Source organism: Streptomyces sp. NPDC058401, from assembly GCF_042722885.1.
Classification (GTDB): Bacteria; Actinomycetota; Actinomycetes; order Streptomycetales; family Streptomycetaceae; genus Streptomyces.
The window spans coordinates 1-26,480 of record NZ_JBHXKA010000111.1; the positions used below are offsets into that span (position 1 = coordinate 1).

Consider the following 26,480-nt stretch of genomic DNA (forward strand, 5'->3'; position numbering starts at 1 on the left):
CGCCCGGTTTACATTCCGAACCCGGAAGCTAAGCCTTTCAGCGCCGATGGTACTGCAGGGGGGACCCTGTGGGAGAGTAGGACGCCGCCGAACAATCATTGTAGAAAGCCCCGTACCGGGAAACCGGTACGGGGCTTTTCTGCGTTTACGGGGTCTTCCGGCGTGGAAAATCGGGTGAAGCCGGGTTGGCCGGCTGCTTAGGATCCCGAGGTATGAACGAGTACGTGATACGGCCGATTCGGGCTGAAGAGTGGGACAAGGTGAAGGAGCTGCGGCTCGCGGCTCTGCGGGATCCGGCCGCGCCGGTGGCCTTCCTGGAAACCCTGGAACAGGGCGAGGGAAAGCCTGATGAGTTCTGGCAGGAGCGGGCTGCCGGGGGTGCGTTCGGGAGCCACGTCCGGCAGTTCATCGCCGAGGGATCGGACGGGGAGTGGGTCGGGACGGTGAGCGTGCTCGTCGAGGCGGCCGGCACGACCGACATCTTCGACGGGGAGATCGAGCAAGCTCAGGGGCACCTCGTGGGCGTGTTCGTCCGGCCCGCGCAGCGGGGGACCGGGCTGACCGAGGCGCTGTTCGGGGCCGCGCTGGAGTGGGCCTGGGGGCTCGAGGAGCCGGCGCTGGCGCGCGTACGGCTCTTCGTGCACGCGGAGAACGCGCGGGCCGGGGCGTTCTACCGGCGGTTCGGGTTCGTGCCCAGCGGGAAGGTCGTGCCGATGCCGACGGATCCCTCCGCGAAGGAGCTGGAGTACGTGTTCCCGCGTCCCGCTTAGCGGGCGGCCACGGGGAGGTCCGCCTCCGGCCAGCGGGAGCGGGCCTGCTCGCGGCTGCGGCACAGGGCGAGGAGCGGGAGCGTCGTGTCCTGCAGGAGCTGCGGGAGTTGGGGGATCGGGGCCACCGCGGCGACGTCCTCGAAGACCAGGGTCAGTGGTGGGTCGAGCCGACCGTCGGATGACCGTGCGGCCATGCGGCGGCCGTGCTCGACCACGCTCGAGGCGAGTGCGGTCAGCAGCGGCATCGCACCCGGGTGGGACCGGGGGTCTTCCAGGGGTTCGCCCACCACGTAGAGGGTGCCCCCTTCGGAGACGAACGATGCCAGGGCGAGGGAATCGGTTCGGTTCGGGGTGCAGGATTCCCGGATGTGGATCGAGGAAAGGGCCGTCAGGGCCCGGGCCGTGAGGTGTTGGGCCTGTTCACGGCGGTCGGGATGCGCGGTGAGGGCGCTCTCCAGCTCGCCGGCCGCGCCGGGGGCGGCGGTGGCCGCCTGGGGGTGGGTACGGAGGATGCGGACCGGTTCCTGGGCATTGGTGCCCTGGGCCCAGCGGTGCAGCTGCTTGAACGGGCGGTTGTCCAGGGCGGCGGCCTGGAGCCAGCTGCGCAGGAGCGTTTCCGCGGTGTCCGCGAGGGCGGAGTCCATACGGGCCTGCGGGCGGACCGGGGCGAGGAGCGCGAGGGCGCGGGCGGCGGCGGTGGCGCGGTCCGCGCAGCCCTCGGTGGGGCTCCAGTGGATGCGGGCCGGGGTGTCGCAGAGGTGGGAGGGGTCGTAGAGGAGGACGGGGCCCAGCTTGGAGCGGGCGTCCTTGGTCTCCGACCAGAGGGTGGGGGAGGACGTGATCACGAGGACCGCGCCGGTTGCTGCCGCGATGGCTTCTGAGGCCGTGGTGTGGCGGGCGGCGGGTGGGGCGTAGGCGATGGATTGGAACGGGGTGGGTGGCTGCGCCGGGCTGGGGGCGTAGCCGAAGCCGTAGCGGTACGCCTCGTCGGTGGGTGCGGCGCCGTTGCCGGGGGCTCTGCGCCCGGGGCCCCGCTCCTCAAACGCCGGAGGGGCTGGGATGGGGTGGCCCGCCGGGTGGGGCTTGGTGGGGGTGGGGACCGTGGGTGGGTGCGGCGCTGTTGCTGGGGGCCAGCCCCCGGACCCCCGCTCCTCAAACGCCGGAGGGGCTGAGTTCGGTGCCGGAGGGGCTGAGTTGGGTGCCGGAGGGGCTGCATTTGGGTGTGGCTGGGGTGTTGAGGGATCGGGGTGTTCCCTCTTCAGGCGGTGGCGGGATTTCGTGCGGGCCACTACGCCCAGGGTGAAGATGGTCAGGACCAGGAGGACCAGGAGCTGGCTGATGAACAGGCCCCAGAAGAGGCCCCAGTTGGAGAGGGCCTCGGGGGGTGTGTCCGGCCAGGCGGCCGGGATGTCGTGGGGTTGAGCTATCAGGGAGCGGACCGCGGTCGGGGTGCGGGTGAAGGTGACCTTGCTCGGCCAGGCGCCCTTCGTGAAGAGGGCCGCCAGGCCGGTGGCCGTCCAGGTGAGGACGGCCAGGCCGAGGAGGAAGGCCAGGAGGCCGACGAGGAGTCCGTCCGGGATGCCGCCCTGGGGGCGGGGGTCCGGGTGGTCCGTGCGGTGGGGCATGTCAGGCCACCGTGGTGGCCGAGCCGCCGGCGTTGCGGTGGCGTTCCATCAGGAGGGCGCGCTCCTCTGTCTCCAGTTCGGCGGCGAGGAGGTCGTCGGGCAGGCGGTGCTGGACCGAGGATTCCGTCATGGCGCGGTCGGTGAAGACCAGGGGGCGTTCGGCTTCCGTGATCAGGTGTTTGACGACCTGGACGTTGCCGTTGACGTCCCAGACAGCGATGCCGGGGGTGAGGGTCGGGATGATTTCCACCGCCCAGCGGGGGAGGCCCAGGACGCGGCCCGTGGCGCGGGCCTCGTCGGCTTTCTGGGCGTAGATGGTGCGGGTCGAGGCCATTTTGAGGATCGCTGCCGCTTCTCGGGCCGCTGCCCCGTCGACGACGTCCGAGAGGTGGTGGACGACCGCGACGAAGGACAGGCCGAGGCGCCGGCCGAACTTGAGGAGGCGCTGGAAGAGCTGGGCCACGAAGGGGCTGTTGATGATGTGCCAGGCCTCTTCGACCAGGAAGATGCGCTTCTTGCGGTCCGGGCGGATCCAGGTGTGTTCGAGCCATACGCCGACGATCGCCATCAGGATGGGCATGGCGATGGAGTTGCGGTCGATGTGGGAGAGGTCGAAGACGATGAGCGGGGCGTCGAGGTCGATGCCCACCGTGGTCGGGCCGTCGAACATGCCGCGGAGGTCGCCGTCGACCAGGCGGTCGATGACGAGGGCGACGTCCAGGCCCCAGGCGCGGACGTCGTCTATGGCCACGTTCATGGAGAGGGCCGATTCCGGCTCCGGGTGGCGCAGTTGTTCCACGATGTCCATCAGGACCGGCTGGCGGTCGGTGATGGTGTCCACCACGTAGGCGTGCGCGACCTTCAGGGCGAAGCCGGAGCGTTCGTCCAGGCCGTGGCCCATGGCGACTTCGATGATGGTGCGGAGCAGCGCGAGCTGGCCCGTCGCGGTGATCGCCGGGTCGAGGGGGTTGAGGCGGATCCCGTCGTCGTTCGCGGCGATGGGGTCCAGGCGGATGGGGGTTATTCCCAGCTGCTGGGCGATGAGGTTCCACTCGCCGACGCCGTCCTCGCCCTGGGCGTCCAGGACCACGACCTGGCGGTCCCGGAAGCGGAGCTGGCGCAGGACGTAGGTCTTCTCCAGGGCGGACTTGCCGTTGCCGGATTCGCCGAGGACCAGCCAGTGGGGGGCCGGGAGCTGCTGGCCGTACAGCTGGAAGGGGTCGTAGATGTAGCCCTTGCCGCTGTAGACCTCGCGGCCGATGATGACGCCGGAGTCACCGAGGCCGGGGGCGGCCGTGGGCAGGTAGACGGCCTGGGCCTGGCCCGTGGACGTGCGGACGGGCAGGCGGGTGGTTTCCACCTTGCCGAACAGGAAGCTGGTGAAGGCGTCCGTCAGGGCGGACATGGGATCTCGCATGGGCGGCCATTCCCTCCAGCTAGCGTCGGATGCCGGTGGCGAACGGCAGGGTGTTGACGAAGGCGCGGTGGTGCTCGCGGTCGCACCACTCGAGCTTCAGGTAGGACTTGCCCGCCGAGGCGCGGATGGTGCGCTTGTCGCGGGCGAGGGCTTCGGGGGAGCGGGAGGAGACCGTGATGTAGCCGACCAGGTTGACGCCGGCGGCGCCGCTGGCGAGGTCTTCGCCGCGCTGGTCGAGGCGGCCGTGGGCGGCGATGTCGCGGGGGTCGACGGTGCGGTTCATCTTGGCGGCGCGGCTGGCGTCGGCCTCGTCGTTCGTCTTCTCCGTGAGCATGCGCTCGATGGCGATCTCGGTGGGTTCCAGGTCCATGGTGACGGCGACCGTGCGGATGACGTCGGGGGTGTGGACGAGGAGCGGGGCGAGGAAGTTCACGCCGACCGGGGTCATCGGCCATTCCTTCACCCAGGCCGTGGCGTGGCACCAGGGGGCGCGGGTGGAGGACTCGCGGGTCTTGGCCTGGAGGTAGGTCGGTTCGACGGCGTCCAGTTCCGCGGGCCAGGCGTTGCGCTTGGTCATGGCCTGGATGTGGTCGATGGGGTGGTCCGGGTCGTACATGGAGTGCACGAGGGAGGCGAGGCGGCCCTGCCCCAGCGGCTGGCGGACACGGATGTCGGCCTCGGCGAGGCGGGCGCAGATGTCGGTGAGCTCGCGGGCCATGACGATGGCGAGGCCGGCGTCGCGGTCGACGCGGCGGCCCTTGTGGGGGGTCGCGGCGCGGGCGATGGTGTGGGCCTCGGCGGCGAGTTCGCGGGTGAAGTGGATGCAGGCGACGAGGTACGCGCGGTGCTGCTCGGAGGAGGTGGACACCATCGACTGGAGCTGGTCGTACGAATCGCGCAGCCAGACGGGGGCGCTGGTGTTGCCGCGGGCGGCGACGTCCTTGTCGTGGGCCTCCGGGTCGGCCGGCAGGGTGCGTACGAGCATCTGGAGGCGGGTGACGAAGCCGTCGCCGTTGGCCACGTGCTTGAGGAGGGTGCCGAAGCGGTCGACGAGGGCCTCTTGGTCTTCGCTGTCGCGCAGGCCGACGCCGGGGCCCTCGATCTCGATGGCGGCGGTCACGGTTCTGCGGTCCGCGTGGAGCAGCACGGCGATCTCGTCGGGGCCGAAGGGGGCGGCGAGCCAGTTGATGCGGCCGATGCCGGGGGGCGGGCCGACCTCGACCTCGCGGCCGTCGCCGGCGCGGAGGCCGGCCTCCATGGCGCCGGAGCGGAACGTCGTGCCGCGGCGCAGGGTGCGCTTGAAGCTGCGGTTGATCTCGAACCAGCGGTAGAAGGTGCGGCCGCGGTAGGGGACGTAGACGGCGGCGAGGGCGAGCATGGGGAAGCCGGCGAGGGAGACGATGCGCAGGGTGAGGGCCGGGACGAGCAGTCCGCTCATCATGCCGAGGAACGCGCCGACGATGATCAGGGCGATCTCGCCGGTCTCGCGGTTCTTGCCGACGATCGCGTTCGGCCTGGCCCGGCCGATGAGATACGTGCGGCGGGGCGTGACCGGGTGGAGCTGGTGCGACTGGGTCGTCACCGCCCGTCACCTCCTGTGTTCCTCGTGCTGGAGCCCGTACGGGGCGGGGGTGCGGCGGCGGGGCCGGCCCCGCCTCCTCCTCCGCCGCCGGAGTTGCGGCTGCTGTGCGCGGCCATGCCTCCGGAGATCTGGTTGTCGCCGCCGGCGCGGTGGGCGCCGCCGCCTCCGCCGTTCCCGCCTCCGCCTGCGCCGCGGCTGCTGTGGGTCTTGATGCCCTGGGAGACGAGCGAGGCCGGGGAGCTGATGACGGCGGCCGCCTGGGCGCCGTCGGTGGCCTTGCTGCGGCTGGTGCGGGCGGAGGCGATCTCGTCGCCGAAGCCGGGTACGAAGCGGTAGATCATCGCGGAGGCGAAGATCGCCAGCAGGATGATCGCGAGGCCGGAGACGACGGCGGAGAAGGCGTTCGGGCCCTTCTCTCCGGCGAGGGCTCCGGCGAGGCCCAGGACGATGACGATGACCGGCTTCACGAGGATGACGGCGATCATGATGCCCGCCCAGCGGCGGACGTGGCCCCAGAGGTTGCGGTCGACGAGGCCGGCGTAGACGACGGTGCCGAGCAGGGCGCCGACGTAGAGGAGCGCGGCGCGGATCACCAGCTCTAGGCAGAGGATGCCGGCGGCGAGGACGGTGACGAGGGCGACGACGATCAGCATGATCGGGCCGCCGCCGATGTCGTCGCCCTTCTTGAGGGCTTCGGCGAAGGAGCCGAAGAACACGTCGGTCTGGCCGCCGGTGGCGGAGGCGATGACCTCGGTGACGCCGTCGGTGGCGGAGACGACGGTGTAGAGGATGAGGGGGGTGAAGGCGGAGGCGAGGACGGTGAGCCAGAGGAAGCCGATGGCTTCGGACATGGCGGTGGTGAAGGGGACGCCGCGGATGGCTCGTTTGGCGACGGCGAAGAGCCAGAGGACGAGCGTGAGGATGGTGGAGGCGGCGAAGACGATGGCGTACTGCTTGAGGAAGGCGCCGTTGGTGAAGTCGACGTTGGCGGTGCCGTTCACTGCTTTGCTGAGTTCGCCGACGATCCAGGCTGCGGCGTCGGCGCAGCCTTTTGCGAGGGAGGAGAGGGGGTTGAGGGCGTCCGGGGGTGCGTTCGGGGAGAGCCCCGTGCCGCTCGATCCGCTGGGGTTACTGCCTCCGACGTTGCGTTCGCAGGACTCCTTGATCGGGCCGAAGACCCCTTCGCACCTGTTGTCCTTCGGGGGTGTGGCGGACGGTGTCGGTGCGGGGGAGGGTGCGGCAAAGGCCCGGGCGGACAGCAGCACCAATGCCGTTTGTGCTGCCGCCACGGTCCCGGCGATGCGCAGCGGGAGGTTACCGGGCATAGGTGAAGCCTCCGAACTCCTTGACGGCTTTGCTGATGTCGTCGGAAGTGGAGGCGGGCACGTCGCCGGGGACGGGTGCCGGTCCGTCCTCTTGGGTGTCGGAGCTGACCCGCCAACCACTGGCGACCCAGGACAGGTCGAAGGTCCAGGTCTTCCAAGTGGTGCGTACAGGGTCAGTGGACTTCGGCCCCGACAGACCGACCAGCCCGGTGTACCAGACGGCGATTCTCGCGCCGGTGGGACTGTAGCTCTCGACCCGGGTTCCTACGGGGACGGCGCGGGTCACGAAGGTGCTGCCCTGCGGAGCGTTCCCGTTCTGGTCGAGCCCCAGAGCGGTGAGGAAGGCAGGTGAGTACGCCGCATCCTGCTGCACCTTCAACTGGGACGCTGCCTCAGGGGTGTAGATGCCGTCCATGATGGTGTGACGGAGGTCCTTCTTGAGCATCCCCTCGGATCCGAGGGTCACCGCGAAGTTGGCGGCCGCGGATTGAGCGCCCTGCGCGTCGTGTGCGAAGCCCTGCGGGATTCCGTTGGGCTTCGAGTCCACGGGCTGGGTGCCGGTGGCAGCGGTGGGGTTCGTAGCCGGGGCCTTGTCCGCGGTCGGGGGGTTCTCCGGGGTGCGGGACTGGTTGGCGAAGGCGATGGCTGCGATGAGGAGGACCACCACGCCGACTACGGTGATCAGGCCCCGGGGGGTGCGGCGGGGTGGGGCGTACGGGTCCGAGGGCTCCGGGAAACGGGTACGGGTCTGGCCGGTGCCGCCGACCTCGCCGCCACCGTATTGGTCGTCGGTGCTCATTCGGTGTTCGCCCCCTCCGCGTCGTACGACGGTAGCGCTGGTATCCGCGCAGGCGCGGCGTGGTGAGTCCTCATCAGGGCTCGGGCTAGACGGCCATTCCGTAGACGATCGTGAAGAGGGTGCCCAGTGACCCGATGATGAAGACGCCCGTCAGGCCGGCCACGATGAGGCCCTTGCCCTGTTCCGCGCTGAAGGTGTCGCGCAGTGCGGTGGCTCCGATGCGCTGCTTGGCCGCGCCCCAGATGGCGATGCCCAGGCAGAGCAGGATCGCGACGGCCATGACCACCTCGATCATGACCTTCGCTTCGTTGCCGAGACTGCCGAACGGCCCCCAGTTCGGGGCGATTCCGCCGATGATGGTGGTGATGTCGCCCTTTTCGGCTGCCAGGATCATGTAACTCACCGCCCCTGTATGGGTAGTTCCGGTAGCCCGTGCCCGGACGGCAGGGGTCAGGCTCTATCTTCCCTGATGAATCCGCCGTCGGATGTCGACTTGGGTGCTCTCTTTACCCGATCCGTCGCCCCGGGTGTCGTCCGTATGTCCTGACCTGGGGTCGGGCGGCGTGTGGGGGAAAGAACGTATCGTCACTCTGTGTATCACGAGGGGTGACTGCGGGCAATGATTGTCGTCTCGGTGCGCTGGTGGCTCGGATCGGGCCGCGCCGTTTGGCGCAACGGGGCGTGGTTCGTTCGACCATACCGATGATTTTTTCCGACATTCCGTCAGTCGGTGGATCCGTGTGCGGGGTTGCGGGTGATGCTCCGGGGGGTCCGGCTTCCCCGCCGGTGCCGCGCCCGGGGCACGAGCCGGGTGCGGCGCCTGCGGGGTGTCCGGGCTACGGGACGAGGATGTTCGAGGTGAACGGGGCGAAGCGGGTTTCGCCGGCGTGGATGACGGCGATGACCGCGCCGGTGCACCAGCGGCCGCTGGTGATGAAGACGGGGCTGTCGGTGTGGTTCGTGACCGCGGCGGGGCCGTCGTACAGGACGCAGCCGGACGGTTCGCTGAGCGTGTGGCCGTTGATGACCAGCTCGCCCGAGGCCGCGTGCGCGGAGCCGGCGAGGCCGAGGACGAGGGTGGTGGCGGCCGCGAGGGTGCCGAGGGTCGTGGTGGGGCGTCGCATGGGGGGTGCCTCCGGGGGCGGCGGGTGGGGGCGGGGCCGTCGTCGGGAGGGTGACGATCGGCTTCCGGTTTCCTGGCCCACCGTAGGGGGTTGGCTGCGGAGGGTGATCCCCGTGGCGGGGCGTGTGGATGCGCCGGGGGCGCACCGGTGGCCGGTGTGCGCCGTCAGTGGCCCGGGCGGTCCTCCAGCCAGTGTGCGGGGCGGGTGAGGGAGGGCGGGATGCGGGTGGCGGCGTTGCCCCGGGCCGCGTTCAGCTGGGGCTGGGTGAGGAAGAGGGCTTCGCGGAGGTCGGCGTCGCGCAGGTCGGTGTCGCGGAAGTCCGCGCCGATCAGGTCGGCGGTGCGCAGGTCGGCGCCGCTGAGGTCGGCTGCGATCAGGTAGGCGCCGCGGAGGTTGGCGCCGCGCAGGTCCGCGCCGGGGAGGCGGGCGCCCATCAGGTCGGCGCCGCGGTGGTTCTTCTTGCGGCCGGCCACCTTGGCCCGTACGAGCTCGCTGGTCTTGAGGAGGAGGGTGTTCACCTCCTGGCGCAGCGGGGTGATGTCGAACTCCGCGAGGGCCTGCGGGGTCTCCCCGGTCCACCGGGTGGTGTCGGCCAGGGCGGTGCGCAGCTGTGCGTGGAGCGGGCGGGCGGCGGGGAGGGTGAGGGCTTCGGTGAGGTAGGAGAGCAGCTCGTGCAGGTTCCGCATCACGGGGAAGACCGTGAACATCCGGGCGGCGGTGGCGGGGTGGGCGCGCCAGTCGCGGCCGCCGAAGGTGACCTGGGAGACCTGCTGGCCGGCGCCGAAGCAGTCGAAGACGGTGCAGCCCTGGAAGCCCTTGTCGCGCAGTCCGGTGTGGATGCCGCAGCGGAAGTCCTGCCGGAGGTTCTTGCAGGGGGTGCCGGCGGGCTTGTCGGCGGCGAAGTCGGTGGACTTGGCGAAGGGCAGGGCGACGCAGCAGAGGGCGAAGCAGTTGGCGCAGTCCGCTTGGAGGAGGGGGAGCGGAGCGGGGGGCGGGGAAGGGTGCGCGGCGGGGGCGGCAGGGCGGGCGGGGCCGGCGGGAGGAGGCTTGGGCACGTCCCCATTGTCTCTCCGTGGGGGAGTTGGGTGGTCCCTCGGGTGGCCGGGCGGGTGGAGGGGGAGGGCTGGGGAGGGGCTGGGGAGGGGGTGGGGAGGGGCTGGGGGAGGAGTGGGGTGCGGAAAGCCCTTGAGTGGTGTGGGAGGGGCGGGCGAGCATCGTCGTATGACCGAAGTGATCGCAGTAGCCGTCATCACCTTCCTCGCCGTCATCAGTCCCGGCGCGGATTTCGCCATGGTCGTCCGCAACAGCTACCTCTACGGGCGGCCCACCGGCCTGTTCGCGGCCGCCGGGGTCGCGGCCGGGGTGCTGGTCCACGTCTCCTACACGATGCTCGGGGTCGGTCTGCTGATCGCCTCCTCCGCCGGACTGTTCACGGTGATCAAGCTCGCGGGCGCCGCGTACCTGGTGTGGATCGGGATACGGACCTTCCGGGCGCGGGCCGAAGTGGCCGTGGACCTGGAGGAGAAGGGCGGGCTGACGCCGTTCGGGGCGCTCCGGAGCGGGTTCCTGACGAACGTGCTCAATCCGAAGACCACGCTGTTCGTCGTGTCCACCTTCACGCAGGTGGTCGGGCCGGGGACCCCGGTGTGGCAGCAGGCCGGGTACGGGCTGTTCATGTCGGGGGCGCACCTGGGCTGGTTCGGGGCGGTCGCGCTGTTCTTCTCCAACTCCCGGCTGCGCGACCGGATGCTGAGGGCGCAGAAGGCGCTGAACCGTGCGATCGGGTCGGTCCTGGTGGGGCTCGGAGTGGGGCTGGGCTTCGCCCGCTGAGCCTTGGGGCTTCGCCGGGTGCCGGGCGGCCTGCGGGGCTGGCGGTCGCGGATTACCAGTCGGTAGCGTGGCCGTCATGGGTGCTGAGAGCGGGGTCAGCGGGGTCGGCGACGTCAGCGACGTGGACGGGTTCTACGAGCGGGTCGACGCGGGGCGGTTCCTGTCGAGCGGTTATACGCGCGGCCCGTGGGATCCCGGCTCGCAGCACGCCGGTCCGCCGGCCGCGCTGCTCGGGCGGGCGATCGAGGAACGGCCGGGCGGGCGGGGTGACATGCGGATCGCCCGGATCACGTACGAGGTCCTGCGCCCGGTGCCGATCGGTCCGCTGGAGGTGACGACCAGTGTGCTGCGGGCCGGCCGGGGCACCGAGGTGGTCGAGGCGGCGCTCGCCCCCGCCGGGGCCGCGCCGGTGATGCTGGCGCGGGCGCTGCGGATCCGGGTGGCGGAGGATTCCGTACCGTCCGTCGTGCCCGCTCCGGAGCTGCCGCCGCCGGGGGAGGTGGGGCCGACGCCGTTCTTCCCGGTGCCGTGGGAGCAGGGCTACCACTCGGCGATGGAGACCCGCTTCACGCGGGGTGCGTTCGTCGAACTCGGTCCCGGGACCTGCTGGATGCGGATGCGGGTGCCGCTCGTCGCCGGGGAGGAGCCCCGGCCGCTGGACCGGGTGCTGGTGGCGGCGGACTCGGGCAACGGCATCAGTTCCGTCGTGGATTTCGGGCGGTACCTCTTCGTCAACGGCGACCTCACCGTGCACCTGCACCGCCATCCGGCCGGTGAATGGGTGTGCGTGGAGGCCCGTACGAGCGTGGACGCGGCGGGCATCGGACTGGCGGACGCACGGCTGCACGACGAGAAGGGGCCGATCGGGAGGAGCGCACAGAGCCTGTTCGTGGCTCCGAGGGGGTAGGGGCGTAGGGGCGAAGTACTTCGTATCGTCCTATGAGTTCACCCGTCCGCCGGGCCGTGTGCTCCAAGTGGCCCGGATGCGGCGGTTCCTGTGGCGCCTCCCCGGCGGGATGATTCGACACGGGGTGGCGGGAGCGCCGGGAAAAGCCGTTCGATGGGGGAAGGTTGGCGGGTGCGCAGACTCTGGGTGGTCGGTGGAATCAGCTTCGGGGCATGCCTGTGCTTTCTCGGCCTGCTCGTGGTCGGTACGTACTCGGCGGCCGCGGGCATCGCGACCGGCGCCGTCGGCCGGGCCGGCGGGCTCGCCAAGGGGGCCGTGCCGGGGAAGTACCAGTCCCTCGTGCAGAAGTGGGGCAACCTCTGCCCGACGCTCTCCCCGGCGGTGCTGGCGGCGCAGCTCTACTCCGAGAGCGGCTGGAACCCGGGTGCGGTGAGTCCGGCCGACGCGCGGGGCATCGCGCAGTTCATCCCGGGGACCTGGGCCACGCACGGGATCGACGGGGACGGCGACGGGGACCGTGACATCTGGGACCCGAACGACGCGATCCCGTCGGCGGCTTCGTACGACTGCGATCTGGCGAAGTACGTGTCCAAGGTGCCGGGGGACCCGGTCGAGAACATGCTGGCCGCCTACAACGCGGGTCCCGGCGCGGTGAAGCAGTACGGGGGCGTCCCGCCGTACCGGGAGACCCAGGGGTACGTGAAGACCATCACGACCCTCGCCAAGAGCTTCGCGGCCCCCGTCGGGCGGGTGGCGCCCTCGCAGCAGGCCGCCGGGGCGATCTACTTCGCGCAGAAGCAGCTGGGCACCCCCTACCTGTGGGGCGGGAACGGGACGCCGGAGCAGGGCGGGCGGTTCGACTGCTCGGGGCTGACCAAGGCCGCGTACGAGTCGGTGGGGGTCGATCTGCCGCGGGTGGCGAACGACCAGTACAACGCCGGTCCGCATCCCTCGCGCGCGGAACTGCTGCCGGGGGACCTGGTGTTCTTCTCCGACGATCTGACGAACTCCCGGGAGATCCGGCACGTCGGCCTCTATGTGGGCGGCGGGTACATGATCAACGCCCCGTTCACCGGAGCCGTGATCCGCTTCGACAAGATCGACACGCCCGACTACTTCGGCGCGACCCGGGTGACCAAGGACGGCGCGGAAGCCTTGCCCCGGCGCGAGAACGCCGGCAACGCAGCGTGAAGCGAAGGCCCTGAGCTGCAACGATGAGTCACTCTTCGATAACGTTGGGGTGATCATTCGGTGGAGAGTGGAACGTAGCCGCCAGAACGGGCGTTCCATGGTCACTGGGGGCAGGACGAGCGGAAGCGCCGGATTGATCACCGGGGGGCGAAGGGCCGCACATCGCTGTGCGGCCGTACGGGTACCAAGGCAAGGGCAAGGGGCCGCATCACCATGGCTGGACTCACAACAGGTGGGCCGAACGTGGATGTAAGCCTGCTGTACGAGATCAACGGACTGGCGGGACAGGCCCCGGGCTGGCTGGACCGGACGGTCGCGGTCCTGGGCGAGTACGGGATCCTGCTGGCCCTCGTCCTCCTGGTGCTGTGGTGCTGGCGCGGTGCGCGCCGGCAGGACGAGCCCGCCGCCGTGGAATCCTTCGCGGCGCTCGTGTGGGCCCCGCTCGCCGCCGGGGCCGCGCTGCTCCTGAACGTCCCGCTGCGGGAGTTCGTGGGCCGGCCGCGGCCGGCCGCGCAGCACGGCGGGGTCGAGGTGCTGGATCCCGGCGCCGGGATCGGCCACAGCGACTTCTCGTTCGTCAGCGACCACGCGACGCTCGCGATGGCGCTCGGCGTCGGCCTGTTCGTCGCCCACCGCCGGCTCGGCTTCATCGGGATCGGGCTGGCCCTGGCGGAGGGGTTCACGCGGGTCTACATGGGCCTGCACTATCCGACCGACGTCATCGGCGGGCTCGCCCTGGGTACCGCGGTGGTGCTGCTGCTCGCGCCGCTCGCGATGGCGCTGCTGACCCCGGCGGTACGGATGGTGGCCCGCTCCCCGCGGCTGGGCGTACTGGTCCGGGCGCGCGACCGGATGGTCGCCCGGCCGGTGGACCTTGCGGCGACGGAGCCGGCGGGGCGCGGGCACGAGAGCGACCTCGCCGCCTGAGGGGGTGCTCCGGGCGGTGCCCGGAGCGTCAGCCCATGCGGTACGAGTCCCAGACGCTCAGCACCACGGCCGCCAGGAGGCACAGCGCCGCGGCCCCGAAGCAGACGCGCACGGCGGCCGGGCGGGGGCGCGGCGGCGGGGTCACGGATCGCCGCCGGGGTCGGTGCCGTCCGCATCCGCCTCGGAGCGCCGGTAGCGGGAGCGCAGCCACAGGCCGGTCGCGGTGGCCGCGGCGGTGGTGACCCCGATGGCCAGGGCGACATCGCCGGGCCCGTCGGCCGTGCCCACGGGGCTGGCCCGGGCGGGCGCGGCGGGGGCGAACGCGATCAGCAGGGCCCAGGTGAGGGCGGCGAGTCGTGGCGCGGGTCCGGGCATGAGTCAAGGGCAACCGCTCCCGGGCGTGTCGGCCAGCCGGGCCGTCCGATCGGGCGACCTCGGGGTCCTCGGCTGCTCGGGGGCTCTGCGAGGCCGGCTACTCCGGGGCGTGCGCGGTGGCGTCCTTGCGGGCCAGGTCGCGGGAGCGGCGGGCCGGGCCGCGCCAGCCGCAGGTACAGGCGGCCAGGCTGAACGAGCCCCGCTCGGAGGTGCTCGTGGCGTGATCGGTGGACGGTGCCGGGTCCGCGGGGTCGCGGGGCAGCGGCACTGAGGCAAGCGGAGGGACGACAGTCGCTTCGGTGTGCGGTTCCACTCCACCAAGGTACCGGGCCGGGGGCGGTCGGGGCACTGGCCCGGGGCGACGGGCTCGCGGCCGTGACGGGAGGCCCGGGACCTCGTTAAGCGGAGCGGGTGGGGGCCTCGGGCAGACAGCGGTCACGCGTTGGGGGTTGGCAGGCGATGGTGGTGCACCAGCACAGGCACAGGCGGGGTCGCGCGGGCCGGGCCGCGGTCGCGGTCGGCCTGGCCCTGACGGTGGCGGCGTTGAGCGGGTGCGGTGGAGACGCCGTCGCGGGCGACGACGCCCGGCCCGCCGGAGATCCGGCGGCGACGGTCCGCGGAGCCGCCGACGCGCTCCTGGCGACCGGAAGCGCGCAGGCCCGTACGGCCATGGAGATGGCCACGGGCGGCACCCGGGTCACGATCCGGGGCGAGGGCGGGGTCGACTTCAAGAACCGGATGGGGCAGCTGCTGGTCATGCTCCCCGACGACGCCAAGGGCAAGGCCGAGCACCGGCCCATCACCGAGCTGCTGGTGCCCGGCGCGCTGTACATGAAGAACCGGGGCGCGGGCGTCCCCGACGACAAGTGGGTCCGCGTCGACACGACGGCCCTCGCCGACGGGAACCTGGTGACCGGCGGGGCCACCGACCCGATGGCCGCCGCCGAGCTGCTGCGCGGGGCGCGGGAGGTGACGTACGTGGGCGAGACCGAGGTGGCGGGGACCAAGGTGCGCCACTACCGGGGCACGACCGACATCGCGCGGGCCGCGGCGCTGGCCTCACCGGCGGTGAAGGGGGCGCTGGAGGCGGCGGCGAAAGGGTTCAGCAAGGACGTGGTGCCGTTCGACGCGTACCTCGACTTCGAGGGGCTGCTGCGGAAGGTCCGCCACCGCTTCACCTACGTCAACAACGGCGTGATCGATGTGTCTTCCACCACGCTGCTCTACGGCTTCGGGACCCCGGTCGCCGTCGTGCTGCCGGCCGAAGGGGACATCTACGCCGGGAAGATCGCCGATTAGCCGGCCGGAGCCCTCGGAGCCCCCGGAGTCCCCGGAGGCGGCGCGATGGGGCCATGACCGGCCATCGGCCCGGTGTGGGTGGGCTGGAAATGGTCCATCCGTGTCATGCGCGCCGCGCCGTGCGCTCCCTACGCTGAGAAGCCGAGCGCCGGCGACCGGACGACGGCAGATTGAGGTGACACGCGTGACTCCCGCAGGCGGTTCGACGGTGCAGGACCTCGTGGCGCTCGCCGAGATCGAACTGTGCGGGGAGCTGATCATCGCGGCGTCGGCCGTGGCCGAGGAGAGGCTCAGCCAGGACCGGATCGACGAGGTGCTCATGGGCGTGTGGTCCGGCTGACCCCCGTTCCCCGGGTCCGTGCCTCCTGCCGTCCGGTCAGGTGCGCAGCAGCCGGGCGATCGCCTTCGTCGCTTCCTCGACCTTGGCGTCGATCTCTCCCCCGCCCTTGAGGGCCGCGTCGGCGACGCAGTGCCGCAGGTGCTCCTCCAGCAGCTGGAGCGCGAAGGACTGGAGCGCCTTCGTGCTCGCCGAGACCTGGGTGAGTATGTCGATGCAGTAGACGTCCTCGTCGACGAGGCGCTGCAGACCCCGGATCTGGCCCTCGATCCGGCGCAGGCGCTTGAGGTGCTCGTCCTTCTGGTGGTGGTAGCCGTGCACGGCGCCGGTCTCCGTGCCCGTGCTCGTGTCCGTCACCGTGTCCGTGGTGGCTCCGGAGCCCTCCGCCTGGATGGCAGTCATGCGTCCTCCCGTGGTCCGGAATGGGGGACCTATACCCCTCATGGGTATAGGGTACCGGCCCCCGGCCGTAGGGGCAGGGGCCCGTCGTCCTCACTCTGCCTGATGGAGGACACTGGGGAACTGCCGGTTAGCCGTGGCCGGGGGATGCGCCTAGCATCAGCCTGACCGAATCCAATGCACCCCGAGGACCTCACGTGCGATTTCGTCTGACCCCCAGGGAGACGAGCTTCTACGACATGTTCGCCGCATCCGCGGACAACATCGTCACGGGCTCGAAGCTCCTCATGGAACTGCTCGGAGCGGACTCCTCCGCCCGGGTCGAGATCGCGGAGCGGATGCGGGCAGCGGAGCACGCGGGAGACGACGCGACCCACGCGATCTTCCACCAGCTCAACTCCTCCTTCATTACGCCGTTCGACCGCGAGGACATCTACAACCTGGCGTCCTGCCTCGACGACATCATGGACTTCATGGAGGAGGCGGTCGACCTGGTCGTCCTCTACAACGTGGAGGAACTGCCCAAGGGCGTCGAGCAGCAGATCGAGGTACTGGCGCGGGCGGCCGAGCTGACCGCCGAGGCCATGCCCCACCTGCGGACCATGACCAACCTGACCGAGTACTGGATCGAGGTCAACCGCCTGGAGAACCAGGCCGACCAGATCCACCGCAAGCTGCTCGCCCAGCTCTTCAACGGCAAGTACGACGCCATGGAGGTGCTGAAGCTCAAGCAGATCGTCGACGTGCTCGAAGAGGCGGCCGACGCGTTCGAGCACGTCGCGAACACGGTGGAGACCATCGCGGTCAAGGAGTCCTGAACCTCGTGGACACCTTCGCTCTGGTCGTGACCATCGGTGTCGCGCTCGGCTTTACGTATACGAACGGTTTTCACGACTCCGCGAACGCGATCGCGACCTCGGTCTCGACGCGTGCGCTGACCCCGCGTGCCGCGCTCGCGATGGCCGCGGTCATGAACCTCGCCGGTGCCTTCCTCGGCAGCGGGGTCGCCAAGACGGTGAGTGAGGGCCTGATCGAGACGCCCCACGGCAACCGGGGTATGTGGATCCTCTTCGCGGCGCTCGTCGGCGCGATCGTGTGGAACCTGATCACCTGGTACTTCGGCCTGCCCTCGTCCTCCTCGCACGCGCTGTTCGGCGGCATGGTGGGCGCGGCGCTGGCGGGCGGCACCGAGGTGCTGTGGTCGGGCGTGGTCGACAAGGTCGTCATCCCGATGTTCGTCTCCCCGGTGGTCGGCCTCGTCGTCGGTTACCTGGTGATGGTCGCCATCCTGTGGATGTTCCGCCGCGCCAACCCGCACAAGGCCAAGCGCGGTTTCCGCATCGCGCAGACGGTCTCGGCGGCCGGCATGGCGCTCGGCCACGGTCTGCAGGACGCGCAGAAGACCATGGGCATCGTGATGATGGCCCTGGTCATCGCAGACGTGAACAGTGCGGGCGACGAGATCCCGGTCTGGGTCAAGATCGCGTGCGCCGTGATGCTCTCGCTGGGTACGTACGCGGGCGGCTGGCGCATCATGCGCACCCTCGGCCGCAAGATCATCGAACTGGACCCGCCGCAGGGCTTCGCGGCGGAGACCACCGGTGCCTCGATCATGTTCGGCTCGGCGTTCCTCTTCCACGCGCCGATCTCCACCACCCACGTGATCACCTCGGCGATCATGGGTGTGGGCGCCACCAAGCGCGTGAACGCGGTCCGCTGGGGCGTCGCCAAGAACATCATCCTGGGCTGGTTCATCACCATGCCGGCCGCGGCGCTGGTCGCGGCCCTCAGCTTCTGGGTGGTCAACCTCGCCTTCGTGTGACGGTGAGAACCGTACGGATGTGATCGAAGGCCGTACGGAAAAGAAGCGGGCCGGTTCCCCCCACCCCGGGGGAACCGGCCCTTTCGCCGTGCGGTGGCACCGCCATGCAGCACCGCAGGACGCTGTTCACATCCCGGTTTAGCCGAAGCGGCCCGAGATGTAGTCCTCGGTCGCCTGCACGGACGGGTTCGAGAAGATCCGGTCCGTGTCGTCGATCTCGATCAGCTTTCCGGGCTGGCCGACCGCGGACAGGTTGAAGAAGGCCGTGCGGTCGGAGACGCGCGCCGCCTGCTGCATGTTGTGCGTCACGATGACGATCGTGAAGCGCTCCTTGAGCTCGCCGATCAGGTCCTCGATGGCGAGGGTGGAGATCGGGTCGAGGGCCGAGCAGGGCTCGTCCATCAGGAGGACCTGGGGCTCGACCGCGATGGCGCGGGCGATGCACAGGCGCTGCTGCTGGCCGCCGGAGAGGCCGGAGCCGGGCTTGTTCAGGCGGTCCTTGACCTCGTTCCAGAGGTTGGCGCCCTGGAGGGACTTCTCCACGATGTCCGTGAGCTCGGACTTCCTGAAGGAGCCGTTGAGGCGCAGGCCCGCCGCCACGTTGTCGAAGATCGACATGGTGGGGAAGGGGTTCGGGCGCTGGAAGACCATGCCGACCGTGCGGCGGACCGCGACCGGGTCCACGCCGGGGCCGTACAGGTTCTCGTCGTCCAGCAGCACCTTGCCCTCGACGCGGCCACCGGGGGTGACCTCGTGCATGCGGTTCAGGGTGCGCAGGAAGGTGGACTTGCCGCAGCCGGACGGGCCGATGAAGGCGGTCACGGAGCGGGGCTCCACGGTCATCGAGATGTCGTCGATGGCCTTGTGGGTGCCGTAGAAGGCGGACAGTCCGCTGACGTCGATTCGCTTGGCCATGAGGGGTCACTTCGCTTTCGGGGGGTCGCGTCAGCGACCGGTCTTGGGGGCCTTCCAGCGGGCGATGCCGCGAGCCACCAGATTGAGGATCATGACGAAGGCGATCAGGACGAGGGCTGCGCCCCAGGCCCGGTCGTAGGAGGCTTCACTGCCGACCTTGTACTGCTCCCAGATGTAGAGGGGGAGCGAGGACTGGGCGCCTTCGAAGGGGTTGTTGTTGATCAGCTGGGTGCCGAAGACCAGCAGCATGATCGGGGCGGTCTCACCCGCGATGCGGGCCACGGCCAGCATCACGCCGGTGGCGATGCCGCCGATGGCCGTGGGGAGCACGACCTTGAGGATCACGCGCCACTTCGGCACGCCGAGGGCGAGCGCGGCCTCGCGCAGCTCGTTCGGGACGAGCTTGAGCATCTCCTCGGTGGAGCGGACCACGACGGGCATCATCAGGATCGACAGGGCCATGGCGCCGGCGAAGCCGGAGGGGCCGAAGCCGAGCATCAGGTTCCAGGTCGTCAGGATGAACAGACCCGCGACGATGGAGGGGATGCCGGTCATGACGTCGACGAAGAAGGTGACGGCCTTGGCGAGCGGGCCCTTGCCGTACTCGACCAGGTAGACGGCGGTCAGCAGGCCGATGGGGGCCGAGATCGCGGTGGCCAGGGCGACCTGTTCGATGGTGCCGAGGAGGGCGTGGTACACGCCGCCGCCGGCCTCGAAGGAGGTCACGCCGTTCATCGAGTGGCCGAGGAAGTCCCCGTCGAGGACCTTCATGCCGCGGCTGATCGTCGTCCACAGCAGCGAGAGCAGCGGGACGAGGGCGAGGATGAAGCAGACCCAGACGACGGAGGTCGCGACCCGGTCCTTGGCCTGGCGGCGGTTCTCGACGATCGAGCTGGCCGTGTACGTGATGACCACGAAGAGGATGGCCGCGAGCAGACCCCACTGGATCTTGCTGTGGAGGCCGAAGACGGCGCCGATGCCGGAGCCGAGGAGGACCGAGGCGACGGCGATGCCGGCCGGGGCCCAGCGGGGCAGGTGGCCCTGCGTCAGGCTGCCGGGGGCGACGGACTTCGCGGCCCGGGAGGGGCGCGGGTCCTGGAGTGCGTGGCTCATCAGGCGTTCGCCCCCGAGAAGTCCTTGCGACGGGCGATGATCAGCCGGGCGGCGCCGTTGACCAGCAGGGTGAGCAGGAAGAGCACGAGGCCGGAGGCGATCAGGGCGTCGCGGCCGAACTCGTTGGCCTCGTCGAACTTCGCGGCGATGTTCTGCGCGAACGTGCCGCCGCCCGGGTCCAGGATGTGGCCGGAGATCAGGAAGCTCGGGGAGAGGACGGTCGCGACGGCCATGGTCTCGCCGAGCGCGCGGCCGAGGCCGAGCATCGAGGCGGAGATGACTCCGGAGCGGCCGAAGGGCAGGACCGACATGCGGATGACTTCCCAGCGGGTCGCGCCGAGGGCCAGTGCGGCCTCCTCGTTCATGCGCGGGACCTGGAGGAAGACCTCGCGGCTGACGCTGGTCACGATCGGGAGGATCATGATCGCGAGCAGGATGCCGACGGTGAAGAGCGAGCGGGCGACGCCGACCTGGGTCTTGTCGAAGACGTAGGTCCAGCCCATGTACTCGTCGAGCCACATGTTCAGGCCGCCGAGGTACGGGACGAGGAAGAGGGCGCCCCAGATGCCGTAGATGATCGACGGCACGGCGGCCAGCAGGTCGACCACGTAGGCGAGGGGCGCGGCCAGCTTGCGCGGCGCGTAGTGCGAGATGAACAGGGCGATGCCGACGGCGATCGGAACCGCGATGAGCATCGCGATGATCGAGCTGACGACGGTGCCGAAGAGCAGGACGGCGATGCCGAAGACGGGCGGGTTGGCCGACGCGTTCCAGTCGAACGTGGTGAGGAAGTTGCCCTCGTTGTCGGCCAGGGCGATCGAAGCACGGTAGGTGAGGAAGACGGCTATCGACGCCATGATCACCAGGAGCAGGATGCCGGAGCCCTTGGAGAGGCCCGCGAAGATCTTGTCACCGGCGCGGCCGGTGGACCTTCCGCTCTTGGAGACAGGCGGAGCCGTGTCTATCTGGGTGGGTGTGGTGGAAGCCATGATCTTTCCGGTCTGGACGGGGGCAGGCCCCCTGGCGGCGGTGCACCGGATCCCCTGGGTGGAGGGGAGGGTCCCCGGGCCGGTCCGCCCCCCGGACGGGGGGAGCGGACCGGTGGTCCCGGGGGTCTGGGTTACTTCAGGTTCGCGATGACTTCGCGGACCTTGGCGTTGATCTCGGCCGGGATCGGGGCGTACCCGTTGTCGAGCAGGATCTTCTGGCCCGCGTCGGAAGCGGTGTAGTTCAGGAAGGACTTCACGGCCGGAAGGGTCTCGGCCTTGTTGCCCTTGTCGCAGACGACCTCGTAGGTCACCAGGACGATCGGGTAGGCACCCTCGGCCTTGGTGGCGTAGTCGAGCTTCAGCGCGAGGTCGTCGCCGGTGCCGGAGATCTTGGCGGCGGCGATGGCCTTGGAGGCGTTCTCGCCGGTGGCCTTGACCGGGGTGGCGGCGCCGGTGGCGACGTCCACGGTCTTGATGCTCTGCGAGGAGGCGTACGAGAGCTCGAAGTAGCCGATCGCGCCGTCAACGGCCTTGACCTGCGAGGCGACACCGGCGGAGCCGGAGGCGGCCTGGCCACCCGGGGCCGGCCACTTCTTCGCGGCCTCGTACGTCCAGGCCTCCGGGGCGGCGGCCTTGAAGTACTTGCCGAGGTTCTCGGTGGTGCCCGAGTCCTCGGAGCGGTGGAACGCCTGGATCGCGGTGGCGGGAAGCGTGACGCCCGGGTTCAGCTTCTTGATCGCCTCGTCGTCCCACTTCTTGATCTTGTCGTTGAAGATCGCGGCGAGGGTGGGGGCGTCCAGCGTCAGCTTGTCCACGCCGGCGACGTTGAAGCCGATGGCGATGGGGCCGCCGACCATCGGCAGGTCGATGCCCTGACCGCCGGTGCAGATCTTCTTCGACTCTTCGACGGCCTCGGGCTTCAGCGCCGAGTCCGAACCGGCGAAGCCGACGGTGCCCTGGTTGAACGCGACGATGCCCTCACCGGAGGAGGAGGACTTGTAGTTGACCTCGATGCCGGGGCAGGCGGCCATGTAGGCCTTCACCCACAGGTCGACGGCGTTCTTCTGCGCGGAGGAGCCCGAGGCGAGCAGCTTGCCCTTGGCGTCGTCACACTTGATGTCACCCGCGGCGACGGTGGGCTTGCCCGAGGCGCCGGCGTCGTTCTTGGTGTTGTCGTCCGAGCCGCACGCCGTGAGGACCAGGGCGCCGGACACGACGAGCGCCCCGAGGGCGGAGGCACGAAGCATGTTCTTGCGCTGAAGCTTCACTTTCGGGTGTTTCCTTCCAGAAGCCGCCGGCCGCTTTCTGATTCGGGGCGGCGTGCGAAGAGGACTACGTCGATTGCCGGAGGAATCGTCCGCGTTCGCGGCGACTCGCCCTTGCGTCTACGAAGTTAGGCAGATCAGGTGAAGCGGCCGACCGCGCCAAGTGAACGGACGGTGAACCGTGGCGGGCGGGGTGGTGCGTTCGGGCGGTGCCGGGGCTGGGCGTCATCTCCCGTTACCCCGCCGTTACCGTTACGTGACCGCGTCGGGTGACGGGGCGGAAAAAGGGTCGGCAGGGTCACACGCCCGCGTGGCTGGAATCAGCCGGCTGCCACAGGTGCTGGAAAGTGGCGCGGGAGGCTTCCACCTCGTGGCGCTGGTCGGCGTGCAGGACGCCGAGGGCGTAGGCCGTCGCCGGGGCGATGCGGGGGGTGCGGGCCGCCGTGGCCGAGGCGGCGGCGGCTTCGGCGGCGTCGCGGTGGCGGGTCAGGGCCTGGCCCGCGACCGTGAGGCGGGCCACGTCGCCGCCCAGGGCCTCCTGGGCGTAGCGGTGGACGCGCAGCAGGCGGCGTACCTCGTTCCAGGCGCTGTCGTGGTCCGCGTCGTACGGGTGCGAGGGCGAGGGAGCCGGGAGGGTGTGCACCGCGGTGGACAGGCGGGAATGAGCCACTTCGGCCAGGGGGACCAGGACCTCGTCCACCCGGCCCCGGGCCGCCACGGGGTCCAGCGGGACCTCGGAGGCCAGGACCGCCACGGCGTCCGCGACCGCGTGGAAGCGGGAGGAGCCCAGCGCTTGCAGGGTCGCGGAGTGGGCCCGGGTGCGGGCCAGGGTGAGCTGGCGTTCCAGGAGGGCGCCCGCGCGGGCGGAGCCCACGGTCAGCGAGCCCGCCGTGCCCCGGGGCGCCGGCACCTCGGGGCTTCCCGACAGCCGTTGCAGGGCGTCCATCAGCCGCAGCAGCCGGGCGGCGTAGGCGTGCTCGTCGGCCAGGGTCGCCGAGAGCCAGACCAGCTCGGTGCGCAGCGAGTCCGCCCAGGAGGAGTCGGCCACCGCCCTGAACGTGGACAGGGAGCAGGAGATCCGGCGCGCAGCCCCCCGCAGGCTGCGCGCCGCCTCGCTGCCCTCGGCGGGGCCGCTCGCGGCGCCCTCCTCGTGCAGGCGCAGGCCCCGCAGGAATGCGGTGGCCTGCGCACGCAGGTACGTACCGAGCACGGTGCCTGCCGTCGTCGCGGTCAGGTCATGGTTTGGCTGAGCCACGCCGGCGCCTCCGGGCGTCAATGAGCATCTCCTGAACGTGCCGCAGCGGCTGGCCCTCGCTGTCGGTGCTGTGCCGGGTCCATTCGCCGTCCGGGCCCAGGTGCCAGGAGCTGGTTTCGTCGGACATCCCGGTTTCCAGCAGCCGGTCCAGTGCCGCGCGGTGGGCCGGGTCGGCGACCCGGACCAGTGCCTCGATGCGGCGGTCGAGGTTGCGGTGCATCATGTCGGCGCTGCCTATGTACACCTCGGGTTCGCCGCCGTTGCCGAAGGCGAAGACCCGGGAGTGCTCCAGGAAGCGGCCGAGGATCGAGCGGACCCGGATGTTGTCCGAGAGCCCGGGGACACCGGGGCGGATCGCGCAGATGCCGCGGACCCAGATGTCGATGGGCACGCCCGCCTGCGAGGCCCGGTAGAGGGAGTCGATCAGTGCCTCGTCGACGATGGAGTTCATCTTGAGGCGGACGTATGCGGGGCGGCCCGCCTTGTGGTGGGCGGCCTCCTTGTCGATCCGGGAGATCAGGCCGTCGCGCAGCGAGCGCGGGGCCACCAGCAGGCGGCGGTAGGTCTCGCGGCGCGAGTAGCCGGACAGCCGGTTGAAGAGGTCGGAGAGGTCGGCGCCGACCTGCGGGTCGGCGGTGAGCAGGCCGAGGTCCTCGTAGAGCCGTGCCGTCTTGGGGTGGTAGTTGCCGGTGCCGACGTGGGAGTAGCGGCGCAGCGTGTCGCCCTCCTGGCGGACGACGAGCGACAGCTTGCAGTGGGTCTTGAGGCCGACGAGGCCGTAGACGACGTGGCAGCCGGACTCTTCGAGCTTGCGGGCCCACTTGATGTTGGCCTGCTCGTCGAAGCGGGCCTTGATCTCGACGAGTACGAGGACCTGCTTGCCGGATTCGGCGGCGTCGATCAGGGCGTCCACGATCGGGGAGTCGCCGGAGGTCCGGTACAGCGTCTGCTTGATCGCGAGGACGTCCGGGTCGGCGGCGGCCTGCTCCAGGAAGGCCTGCACCGAGGTGGAGAAGGAGTCGTAGGGGTGGTGCAGGAGCACGTCGCGTTCGCGCAGCGCGGCGAAGATGTCGGGCGCGGACGCGGACTCCACCTCGGCGAGGTCGCGGTGCGTGCCGGCGACGAACTTCTTGAACTTCAGCTCCGGGCGGTCCAGCGAGGCGATCCCGAAGAGGGCGGTGAGGTCGAGGGGGCCGGGGAGCGGGTACACCTCGGACGGGTTGACCTTCAGCTCCTGCACGAGCAGGTCCAGGACCCCGGGGTCGATGGACTCCTCGACCTCCAGGCGCACCGGCGGGCCGAAGCGGCGCCGCATCAGTTCCTTCTCCAGGGCCTGGAGGAGGTTCTCCGCGTCGTCCTCCTCGACTTCGAGGTCCTCGTTGCGGGTCACGCGGAACATGTGGTGCGCGAGCACCTCCATGCCGGGGAACAGCTCCTCCAGGTGCGCGGCGATGACGTCCTCCAGCGGGACGTAGCGCTGCGGGGAGGCCTCCAGGAAGCGGGAGAGGAGCGGCGGGACCTTGACCCGGGCGAAGTGGCGGTGGCCGCTGACGGGATTGCGTACGACCACGGCCAGGTTCAGGGAGAGCCCGGAGATGTACGGGAACGGGTGCGCGGGGTCCACGGCCAGCGGGGTGAGCACCGGGAAGATCTGGTTGCGGAACAGGGTGAAGAGGCGCGCCTGCTCCTTCTCGGTGAGGTCGGGCCACCGGATGAGGTGGACGCCTTCCTCGGCGAGCTGCGGGGAGATGTCCTGCTGGAAACAGGCGGCGTGGCGGGCCATGAGCTCGCGCGAGCGGGTCCAGATGAGGTCGAGGACCTCACGGGGCTGCAGGCCTGAGGCCGAACGGGTGGCGACGCCGGTCGCGATGCGGCGCTTGAGGCCGGCCACGCGGACCATGAAGAACTCGTCGAGGTTGCTGGCGAAGATCGCCAGGAAGTTCGCGCGCTCCAGGAGGGGCGTGGCGGGGTCCTCGGCGAGCTCCAGGACGCGCTCGTTGAAGGCGAGCCAGCTGCGCTCCCGGTCGAGGAAGCGGCCCGGGGGCAGCTCACCGGTGTCCTTCTCGTCGTAGGCGTCCAAGTCCGCGTCGAGATCCGGTTCCAGATCTACGTGCGGGCGGTGGGCGGCTATGGACCCCAGGCGGGCGTGGGCGCCGGTGGCCGCGCGGGCGGCGACCGCCTCGGGCGTGGCGGCGCGTGCGGCCGCGGCGGCGGAGACGTCGGCGGCCGAGGGCGCGGACGGGGACGCGAACTTGTTCGGCGGCTGCTGGGCGGGGACCTCGGTGGGGGCGGCGCTGGGCTTGTGGCTCATGACTCCATTCTTCCGCGCACGCGGGAGGACAGGCGCGTCGGACGGGTCGGCCGTCAGTCGGAGTCGGGGCTGCATGCGGTCAGCTTCGCGAGCGCGCATTAATGCCCGGTTAATGGCGTATGGCTTCCAGGGTCCGGGCGGGGGTCGTCTGATGTCGACCGGGAACGGGGGGAGGCGTGGCCGCGGAGCCGGGCCGGGGCCCGCGCGGGCGCGGGGTCTGCGGGTGCGGGGGGCCCGGGGGTGTTCTAGCGTCGGTAGGAGGGAGGGATGTCCTGCCGAGCCGGTCCGGTACGGGGACCGGGCCCGGGGCCGTACGTCGGCTGCGCGTGCTCGGCGCCGTTCCCGCGTGGTCGGGATTCCGGGTCCTGGTGCATCGACCGGTTCAGGTCTGCGCGGTGTCCCCGAGAGCAGGTACGTCCCATGCGCACGACGACCCGTATCGCAAGTGTCCTCACCGGTCTGACCCTCGCCCTGGGAGGCGCGGCCCTGGTGGCTCCCGCCGTCGAGGCCGCCCCCGCCGACGTGTCGGCCTGCATCGGCCAGGTCGAGCGGGAGCTGAAGGGCGGCGAGGCTCCGGCGGCCGTCCGCGCGGCGTGCTACATCGCGGTGACCGGGGCCCAGGACCAGTGTGTGACCGGCCTGACCGAGGGCAGCGGCGTCACCAAGGCGACCGCGGTGACCGCCTGCAAGGTGGGCGCCGAATAGCCGAATAGCCGAATAGTGGGAGTGCGGCGGCGGCCCCTGGGCCAGCCAGTAGGCGCGGGCGGCCTCGACGAAGGTCTCCTCGGGCAGGGCCGCCGGGGTGAGGCCGAGCCGTCGGCGCAGCTGGCCGGCGGTGAACACCGGCGCGGCGACCACCCAGGCCAGGGACACGGTGACCCCGTGCGCGGCCAGCGAGGCGCG

At 70.8% G+C, this 26,480-nt stretch carries 27 protein-coding genes and 1 rRNA gene; 11 read left to right on the forward strand and 17 right to left on the reverse strand.

Translation table 11 applies throughout. The features are described 5' to 3' along the window. A 5S ribosomal RNA gene (rrf, locus tag ACFWNV_RS30410) occupies nucleotides 1-93 on the forward strand; the annotation flags it as partial. 119 nt (nucleotides 94-212) lie between these two features. Further along, on the forward strand, nucleotides 213-770 hold the full coding sequence (locus ACFWNV_RS30415; protein ID WP_383953248.1) for a GNAT family N-acetyltransferase: 558 nt from the start codon (nucleotides 213-215) through the stop codon (nucleotides 768-770). Here the strand turns inward: ACFWNV_RS30415 and ACFWNV_RS30420 are convergent. From ACFWNV_RS30420 to ACFWNV_RS30455, 8 genes are all read right to left on the reverse strand, one after another. Further along, nucleotides 767-2,395, reverse strand: coding sequence for a type VI secretion protein (locus ACFWNV_RS30420; RefSeq protein ID WP_383953250.1), 1,629 nt, complete (start codon nucleotides 2,393-2,395; stop codon nucleotides 767-769). The genes ACFWNV_RS30415 and ACFWNV_RS30420 overlap by 4 nt on opposite strands. Before the next feature lies 1 nt (nucleotide 2,396). Then, nucleotides 2,397-3,812 carry an ATP-binding protein gene (locus tag ACFWNV_RS30425; RefSeq protein ID WP_274548366.1) on the reverse strand — a complete coding sequence of 472 codons (1,416 nt, stop codon included), beginning with the start codon at nucleotides 3,810-3,812 and terminating at the stop codon, nucleotides 2,397-2,399. Between the two features lie 19 nt (nucleotides 3,813-3,831). Then, nucleotides 3,832-5,394, reverse strand: coding sequence for an SCO6880 family protein (locus tag ACFWNV_RS30430; RefSeq protein WP_383953252.1), 1,563 nt, complete (start codon nucleotides 5,392-5,394; stop codon nucleotides 3,832-3,834). Continuing rightward, a complete protein-coding gene (locus tag ACFWNV_RS30435) occupies nucleotides 5,391-6,719 on the reverse strand; it encodes a hypothetical protein (protein WP_383953254.1) in 1,329 nt (442 codons plus the stop codon). The genes ACFWNV_RS30430 and ACFWNV_RS30435 overlap by 4 nt, the downstream gene beginning before the upstream one ends. Further along, nucleotides 6,709-7,518, reverse strand: coding sequence for a hypothetical protein (locus tag ACFWNV_RS30440; protein ID WP_383953256.1), 810 nt, complete (start codon nucleotides 7,516-7,518; stop codon nucleotides 6,709-6,711). Before ACFWNV_RS30440 ends, ACFWNV_RS30435 begins: the two co-directional genes overlap by 11 nt. An 85-nt stretch (nucleotides 7,519-7,603) precedes the next feature. After that, a complete protein-coding gene (locus ACFWNV_RS30445; protein ID WP_008742356.1) occupies nucleotides 7,604-7,912 on the reverse strand; it encodes a hypothetical protein in 309 nt (102 codons plus the stop codon). A gap of 442 nt (nucleotides 7,913-8,354) precedes the next feature. Then, on the reverse strand, nucleotides 8,355-8,642 hold the full coding sequence (locus ACFWNV_RS30450) for a hypothetical protein (protein ID WP_383953258.1): 288 nt from the start codon (nucleotides 8,640-8,642) through the stop codon (nucleotides 8,355-8,357). Between the two features lie 164 nt (nucleotides 8,643-8,806). Beyond that, the gene (locus ACFWNV_RS30455; RefSeq protein ID WP_383953291.1) at nucleotides 8,807-9,568 is read right to left on the reverse strand and encodes a pentapeptide repeat-containing protein; all 762 of its coding nucleotides are present in this window, start codon (nucleotides 9,566-9,568) and stop codon (nucleotides 8,807-8,809) included. Between the two features lie 295 nt (nucleotides 9,569-9,863). Between ACFWNV_RS30455 and ACFWNV_RS30460 the strand changes: the two genes are divergently transcribed. From ACFWNV_RS30460 to ACFWNV_RS30475, 4 genes are all read left to right on the forward strand, one after another. After that, nucleotides 9,864-10,472, forward strand: coding sequence for a LysE family translocator (locus ACFWNV_RS30460; RefSeq protein WP_383953260.1), 609 nt, complete (start codon nucleotides 9,864-9,866; stop codon nucleotides 10,470-10,472). A gap of 76 nt (nucleotides 10,473-10,548) precedes the next feature. Then, nucleotides 10,549-11,379: a thioesterase family protein gene (locus ACFWNV_RS30465; RefSeq protein WP_383953262.1), complete on the forward strand. Its 831-nt coding sequence runs from the start codon at nucleotides 10,549-10,551 to the stop codon at nucleotides 11,377-11,379. 171 nt (nucleotides 11,380-11,550) lie between these two features. Then, entirely contained in the window at nucleotides 11,551-12,570 is a 1,020-nt protein-coding gene (locus tag ACFWNV_RS30470) for an NlpC/P60 family protein (protein ID WP_383953263.1), read from the forward strand. Nucleotides 12,571-12,783: 213 nt separating this feature from the next. Then, the gene (locus ACFWNV_RS30475) at nucleotides 12,784-13,497 is read left to right on the forward strand and encodes a phosphatase PAP2 family protein (RefSeq protein ID WP_383953265.1); all 714 of its coding nucleotides are present in this window, start codon (nucleotides 12,784-12,786) and stop codon (nucleotides 13,495-13,497) included. 141 nt (nucleotides 13,498-13,638) lie between these two features. Here the strand turns inward: ACFWNV_RS30475 and ACFWNV_RS30480 are convergent, their stop codons facing one another. Both ACFWNV_RS30480 and ACFWNV_RS30485 read right to left on the reverse strand, forming a co-directional pair. Next, entirely contained in the window at nucleotides 13,639-13,872 is a 234-nt protein-coding gene (locus ACFWNV_RS30480; protein ID WP_383953267.1) for a hypothetical protein, read from the reverse strand. A gap of 97 nt (nucleotides 13,873-13,969) precedes the next feature. Then, complete coding sequence (locus ACFWNV_RS30485) at nucleotides 13,970-14,140, reverse strand: hypothetical protein (RefSeq protein ID WP_383953269.1); 171 nt, start codon at nucleotides 14,138-14,140, stop codon at nucleotides 13,970-13,972. A 191-nt stretch (nucleotides 14,141-14,331) separates the two neighbouring features. Here ACFWNV_RS30485 and ACFWNV_RS30490 point away from each other — a divergent pair, with 191 nt between their 5' ends. After that, a complete protein-coding gene (locus tag ACFWNV_RS30490; protein ID WP_383953271.1) occupies nucleotides 14,332-15,171 on the forward strand; it encodes a hypothetical protein in 840 nt (279 codons plus the stop codon). 184 nt (nucleotides 15,172-15,355) lie between these two features. Next, complete coding sequence (locus tag ACFWNV_RS30495) at nucleotides 15,356-15,511, forward strand: hypothetical protein (protein ID WP_250744641.1); 156 nt, start codon at nucleotides 15,356-15,358, stop codon at nucleotides 15,509-15,511. A 36-nt stretch (nucleotides 15,512-15,547) separates the two neighbouring features. Here the strand turns inward: ACFWNV_RS30495 and ACFWNV_RS30500 are convergent, their stop codons facing one another. Next, nucleotides 15,548-15,910, reverse strand: a complete 363-nt coding sequence (locus ACFWNV_RS30500) for a metal-sensitive transcriptional regulator (RefSeq protein WP_383953273.1) — start codon at nucleotides 15,908-15,910, stop codon at nucleotides 15,548-15,550. 194 nt (nucleotides 15,911-16,104) lie between these two features. On the opposite strand from ACFWNV_RS30500, the gene ACFWNV_RS30505 reads away from it, so the two are divergent. Together ACFWNV_RS30505 and ACFWNV_RS30510 are read left to right on the forward strand one after the other, a co-directional pair. Further along, nucleotides 16,105-16,725: a DUF47 domain-containing protein gene (locus ACFWNV_RS30505; RefSeq protein WP_215029557.1), complete on the forward strand. Its 621-nt coding sequence runs from the start codon at nucleotides 16,105-16,107 to the stop codon at nucleotides 16,723-16,725. 5 nt (nucleotides 16,726-16,730) lie between these two features. After that, nucleotides 16,731-17,729, forward strand: coding sequence for an inorganic phosphate transporter (locus tag ACFWNV_RS30510; RefSeq protein ID WP_327253575.1), 999 nt, complete (start codon nucleotides 16,731-16,733; stop codon nucleotides 17,727-17,729). A 138-nt stretch (nucleotides 17,730-17,867) separates the two neighbouring features. On the opposite strand, the gene pstB is transcribed toward ACFWNV_RS30510, so the two are convergent. The 6 genes from pstB to ACFWNV_RS30540 form a co-directional block, all read right to left on the reverse strand. Beyond that, complete coding sequence (gene pstB / locus ACFWNV_RS30515) at nucleotides 17,868-18,644, reverse strand: phosphate ABC transporter ATP-binding protein PstB (RefSeq protein ID WP_383953276.1); 777 nt, start codon at nucleotides 18,642-18,644, stop codon at nucleotides 17,868-17,870. Nucleotides 18,645-18,674: 30 nt separating this feature from the next. After that, nucleotides 18,675-19,757 (reverse strand): phosphate ABC transporter permease PstA, encoded by a 1,083-nt coding sequence (gene pstA, locus ACFWNV_RS30520; protein WP_383953278.1) that lies wholly within the window; start codon nucleotides 19,755-19,757, stop codon nucleotides 18,675-18,677. Further along, complete coding sequence (pstC, locus tag ACFWNV_RS30525) at nucleotides 19,757-20,746, reverse strand: phosphate ABC transporter permease subunit PstC (RefSeq protein ID WP_383953280.1); 990 nt, start codon at nucleotides 20,744-20,746, stop codon at nucleotides 19,757-19,759. The genes pstA and pstC overlap by 1 nt, the downstream gene beginning before the upstream one ends. 131 nt (nucleotides 20,747-20,877) lie before the next feature. Next, nucleotides 20,878-22,014, reverse strand: a complete 1,137-nt coding sequence (pstS, locus tag ACFWNV_RS30530) for a phosphate ABC transporter substrate-binding protein PstS (RefSeq protein WP_383953282.1) — start codon at nucleotides 22,012-22,014, stop codon at nucleotides 20,878-20,880. 295 nt (nucleotides 22,015-22,309) lie between these two features. Then, a complete protein-coding gene (locus ACFWNV_RS30535; protein WP_383953285.1) occupies nucleotides 22,310-23,266 on the reverse strand; it encodes a CHAD domain-containing protein in 957 nt (318 codons plus the stop codon). Next, on the reverse strand, nucleotides 23,247-25,577 hold the full coding sequence (locus ACFWNV_RS30540) for an RNA degradosome polyphosphate kinase (protein ID WP_383953287.1): 2,331 nt from the start codon (nucleotides 25,575-25,577) through the stop codon (nucleotides 23,247-23,249). Before ACFWNV_RS30540 ends, ACFWNV_RS30535 begins: the two co-directional genes overlap by 20 nt. Nucleotides 25,578-25,997: 420 nt before the next feature. Here ACFWNV_RS30540 and ACFWNV_RS30545 point away from each other — a divergent pair, with 420 nt between their 5' ends. Further along, nucleotides 25,998-26,282 (forward strand): hypothetical protein, encoded by a 285-nt coding sequence (locus ACFWNV_RS30545; RefSeq protein ID WP_383953289.1) that lies wholly within the window; start codon nucleotides 25,998-26,000, stop codon nucleotides 26,280-26,282. Nucleotides 26,283-26,480 lie beyond the last annotated feature (198 nt).

Excerpts from the sequence above, each read along its gene's own strand:
- ACFWNV_RS30450 (WP_383953258.1), bottom strand. The coding sequence starts at position 8,642 with ATGCGACGCCCCACCACGACCCTCGGCACCCTCGCGGCCGCCACCACC.
- ACFWNV_RS30500 (WP_383953273.1), bottom strand. The coding sequence starts at position 15,910 with ATGACTGCCATCCAGGCGGAGGGCTCCGGAGCCACCACGGACACGGTG.
- pstA (WP_383953278.1), bottom strand. The coding sequence starts at position 19,757 with ATGAGCCACGCACTCCAGGACCCGCGCCCCTCCCGGGCCGCGAAGTCC.
- ACFWNV_RS30465 (WP_383953262.1), top strand. The coding sequence starts at position 10,549 with ATGGGTGCTGAGAGCGGGGTCAGCGGGGTCGGCGACGTCAGCGACGTG.
- ACFWNV_RS30445 (WP_008742356.1), bottom strand. The coding sequence starts at position 7,912 with ATGATCCTGGCAGCCGAAAAGGGCGACATCACCACCATCATCGGCGGA.
- ACFWNV_RS30415 (WP_383953248.1), top strand. The coding sequence starts at position 213 with ATGAACGAGTACGTGATACGGCCGATTCGGGCTGAAGAGTGGGACAAG.
- ACFWNV_RS30435 (WP_383953254.1), bottom strand. The coding sequence starts at position 6,719 with ATGCCCGGTAACCTCCCGCTGCGCATCGCCGGGACCGTGGCGGCAGCA.
- ACFWNV_RS30475 (WP_383953265.1), top strand. The coding sequence starts at position 12,784 with ATGGCTGGACTCACAACAGGTGGGCCGAACGTGGATGTAAGCCTGCTG.
- pstC (WP_383953280.1), bottom strand. The coding sequence starts at position 20,746 with ATGGCTTCCACCACACCCACCCAGATAGACACGGCTCCGCCTGTCTCC.
- ACFWNV_RS30540 (WP_383953287.1), bottom strand. The coding sequence starts at position 25,577 with ATGAGCCACAAGCCCAGCGCCGCCCCCACCGAGGTCCCCGCCCAGCAG.
- ACFWNV_RS30545 (WP_383953289.1), top strand. The coding sequence starts at position 25,998 with ATGCGCACGACGACCCGTATCGCAAGTGTCCTCACCGGTCTGACCCTC.
- ACFWNV_RS30460 (WP_383953260.1), top strand. The coding sequence starts at position 9,864 with ATGACCGAAGTGATCGCAGTAGCCGTCATCACCTTCCTCGCCGTCATC.
- ACFWNV_RS30420 (WP_383953250.1), bottom strand. The coding sequence starts at position 2,395 with ATGCCCCACCGCACGGACCACCCGGACCCCCGCCCCCAGGGCGGCATC.
- pstB (WP_383953276.1), bottom strand. The coding sequence starts at position 18,644 with ATGGCCAAGCGAATCGACGTCAGCGGACTGTCCGCCTTCTACGGCACC.
- ACFWNV_RS30490 (WP_383953271.1), top strand. The coding sequence starts at position 14,332 with ATGGTGGTGCACCAGCACAGGCACAGGCGGGGTCGCGCGGGCCGGGCC.
- ACFWNV_RS30480 (WP_383953267.1), bottom strand. The coding sequence starts at position 13,872 with ATGCCCGGACCCGCGCCACGACTCGCCGCCCTCACCTGGGCCCTGCTG.
- ACFWNV_RS30425 (WP_274548366.1), bottom strand. The coding sequence starts at position 3,812 with ATGCGAGATCCCATGTCCGCCCTGACGGACGCCTTCACCAGCTTCCTG.
- ACFWNV_RS30440 (WP_383953256.1), bottom strand. The coding sequence starts at position 7,518 with ATGAGCACCGACGACCAATACGGTGGCGGCGAGGTCGGCGGCACCGGC.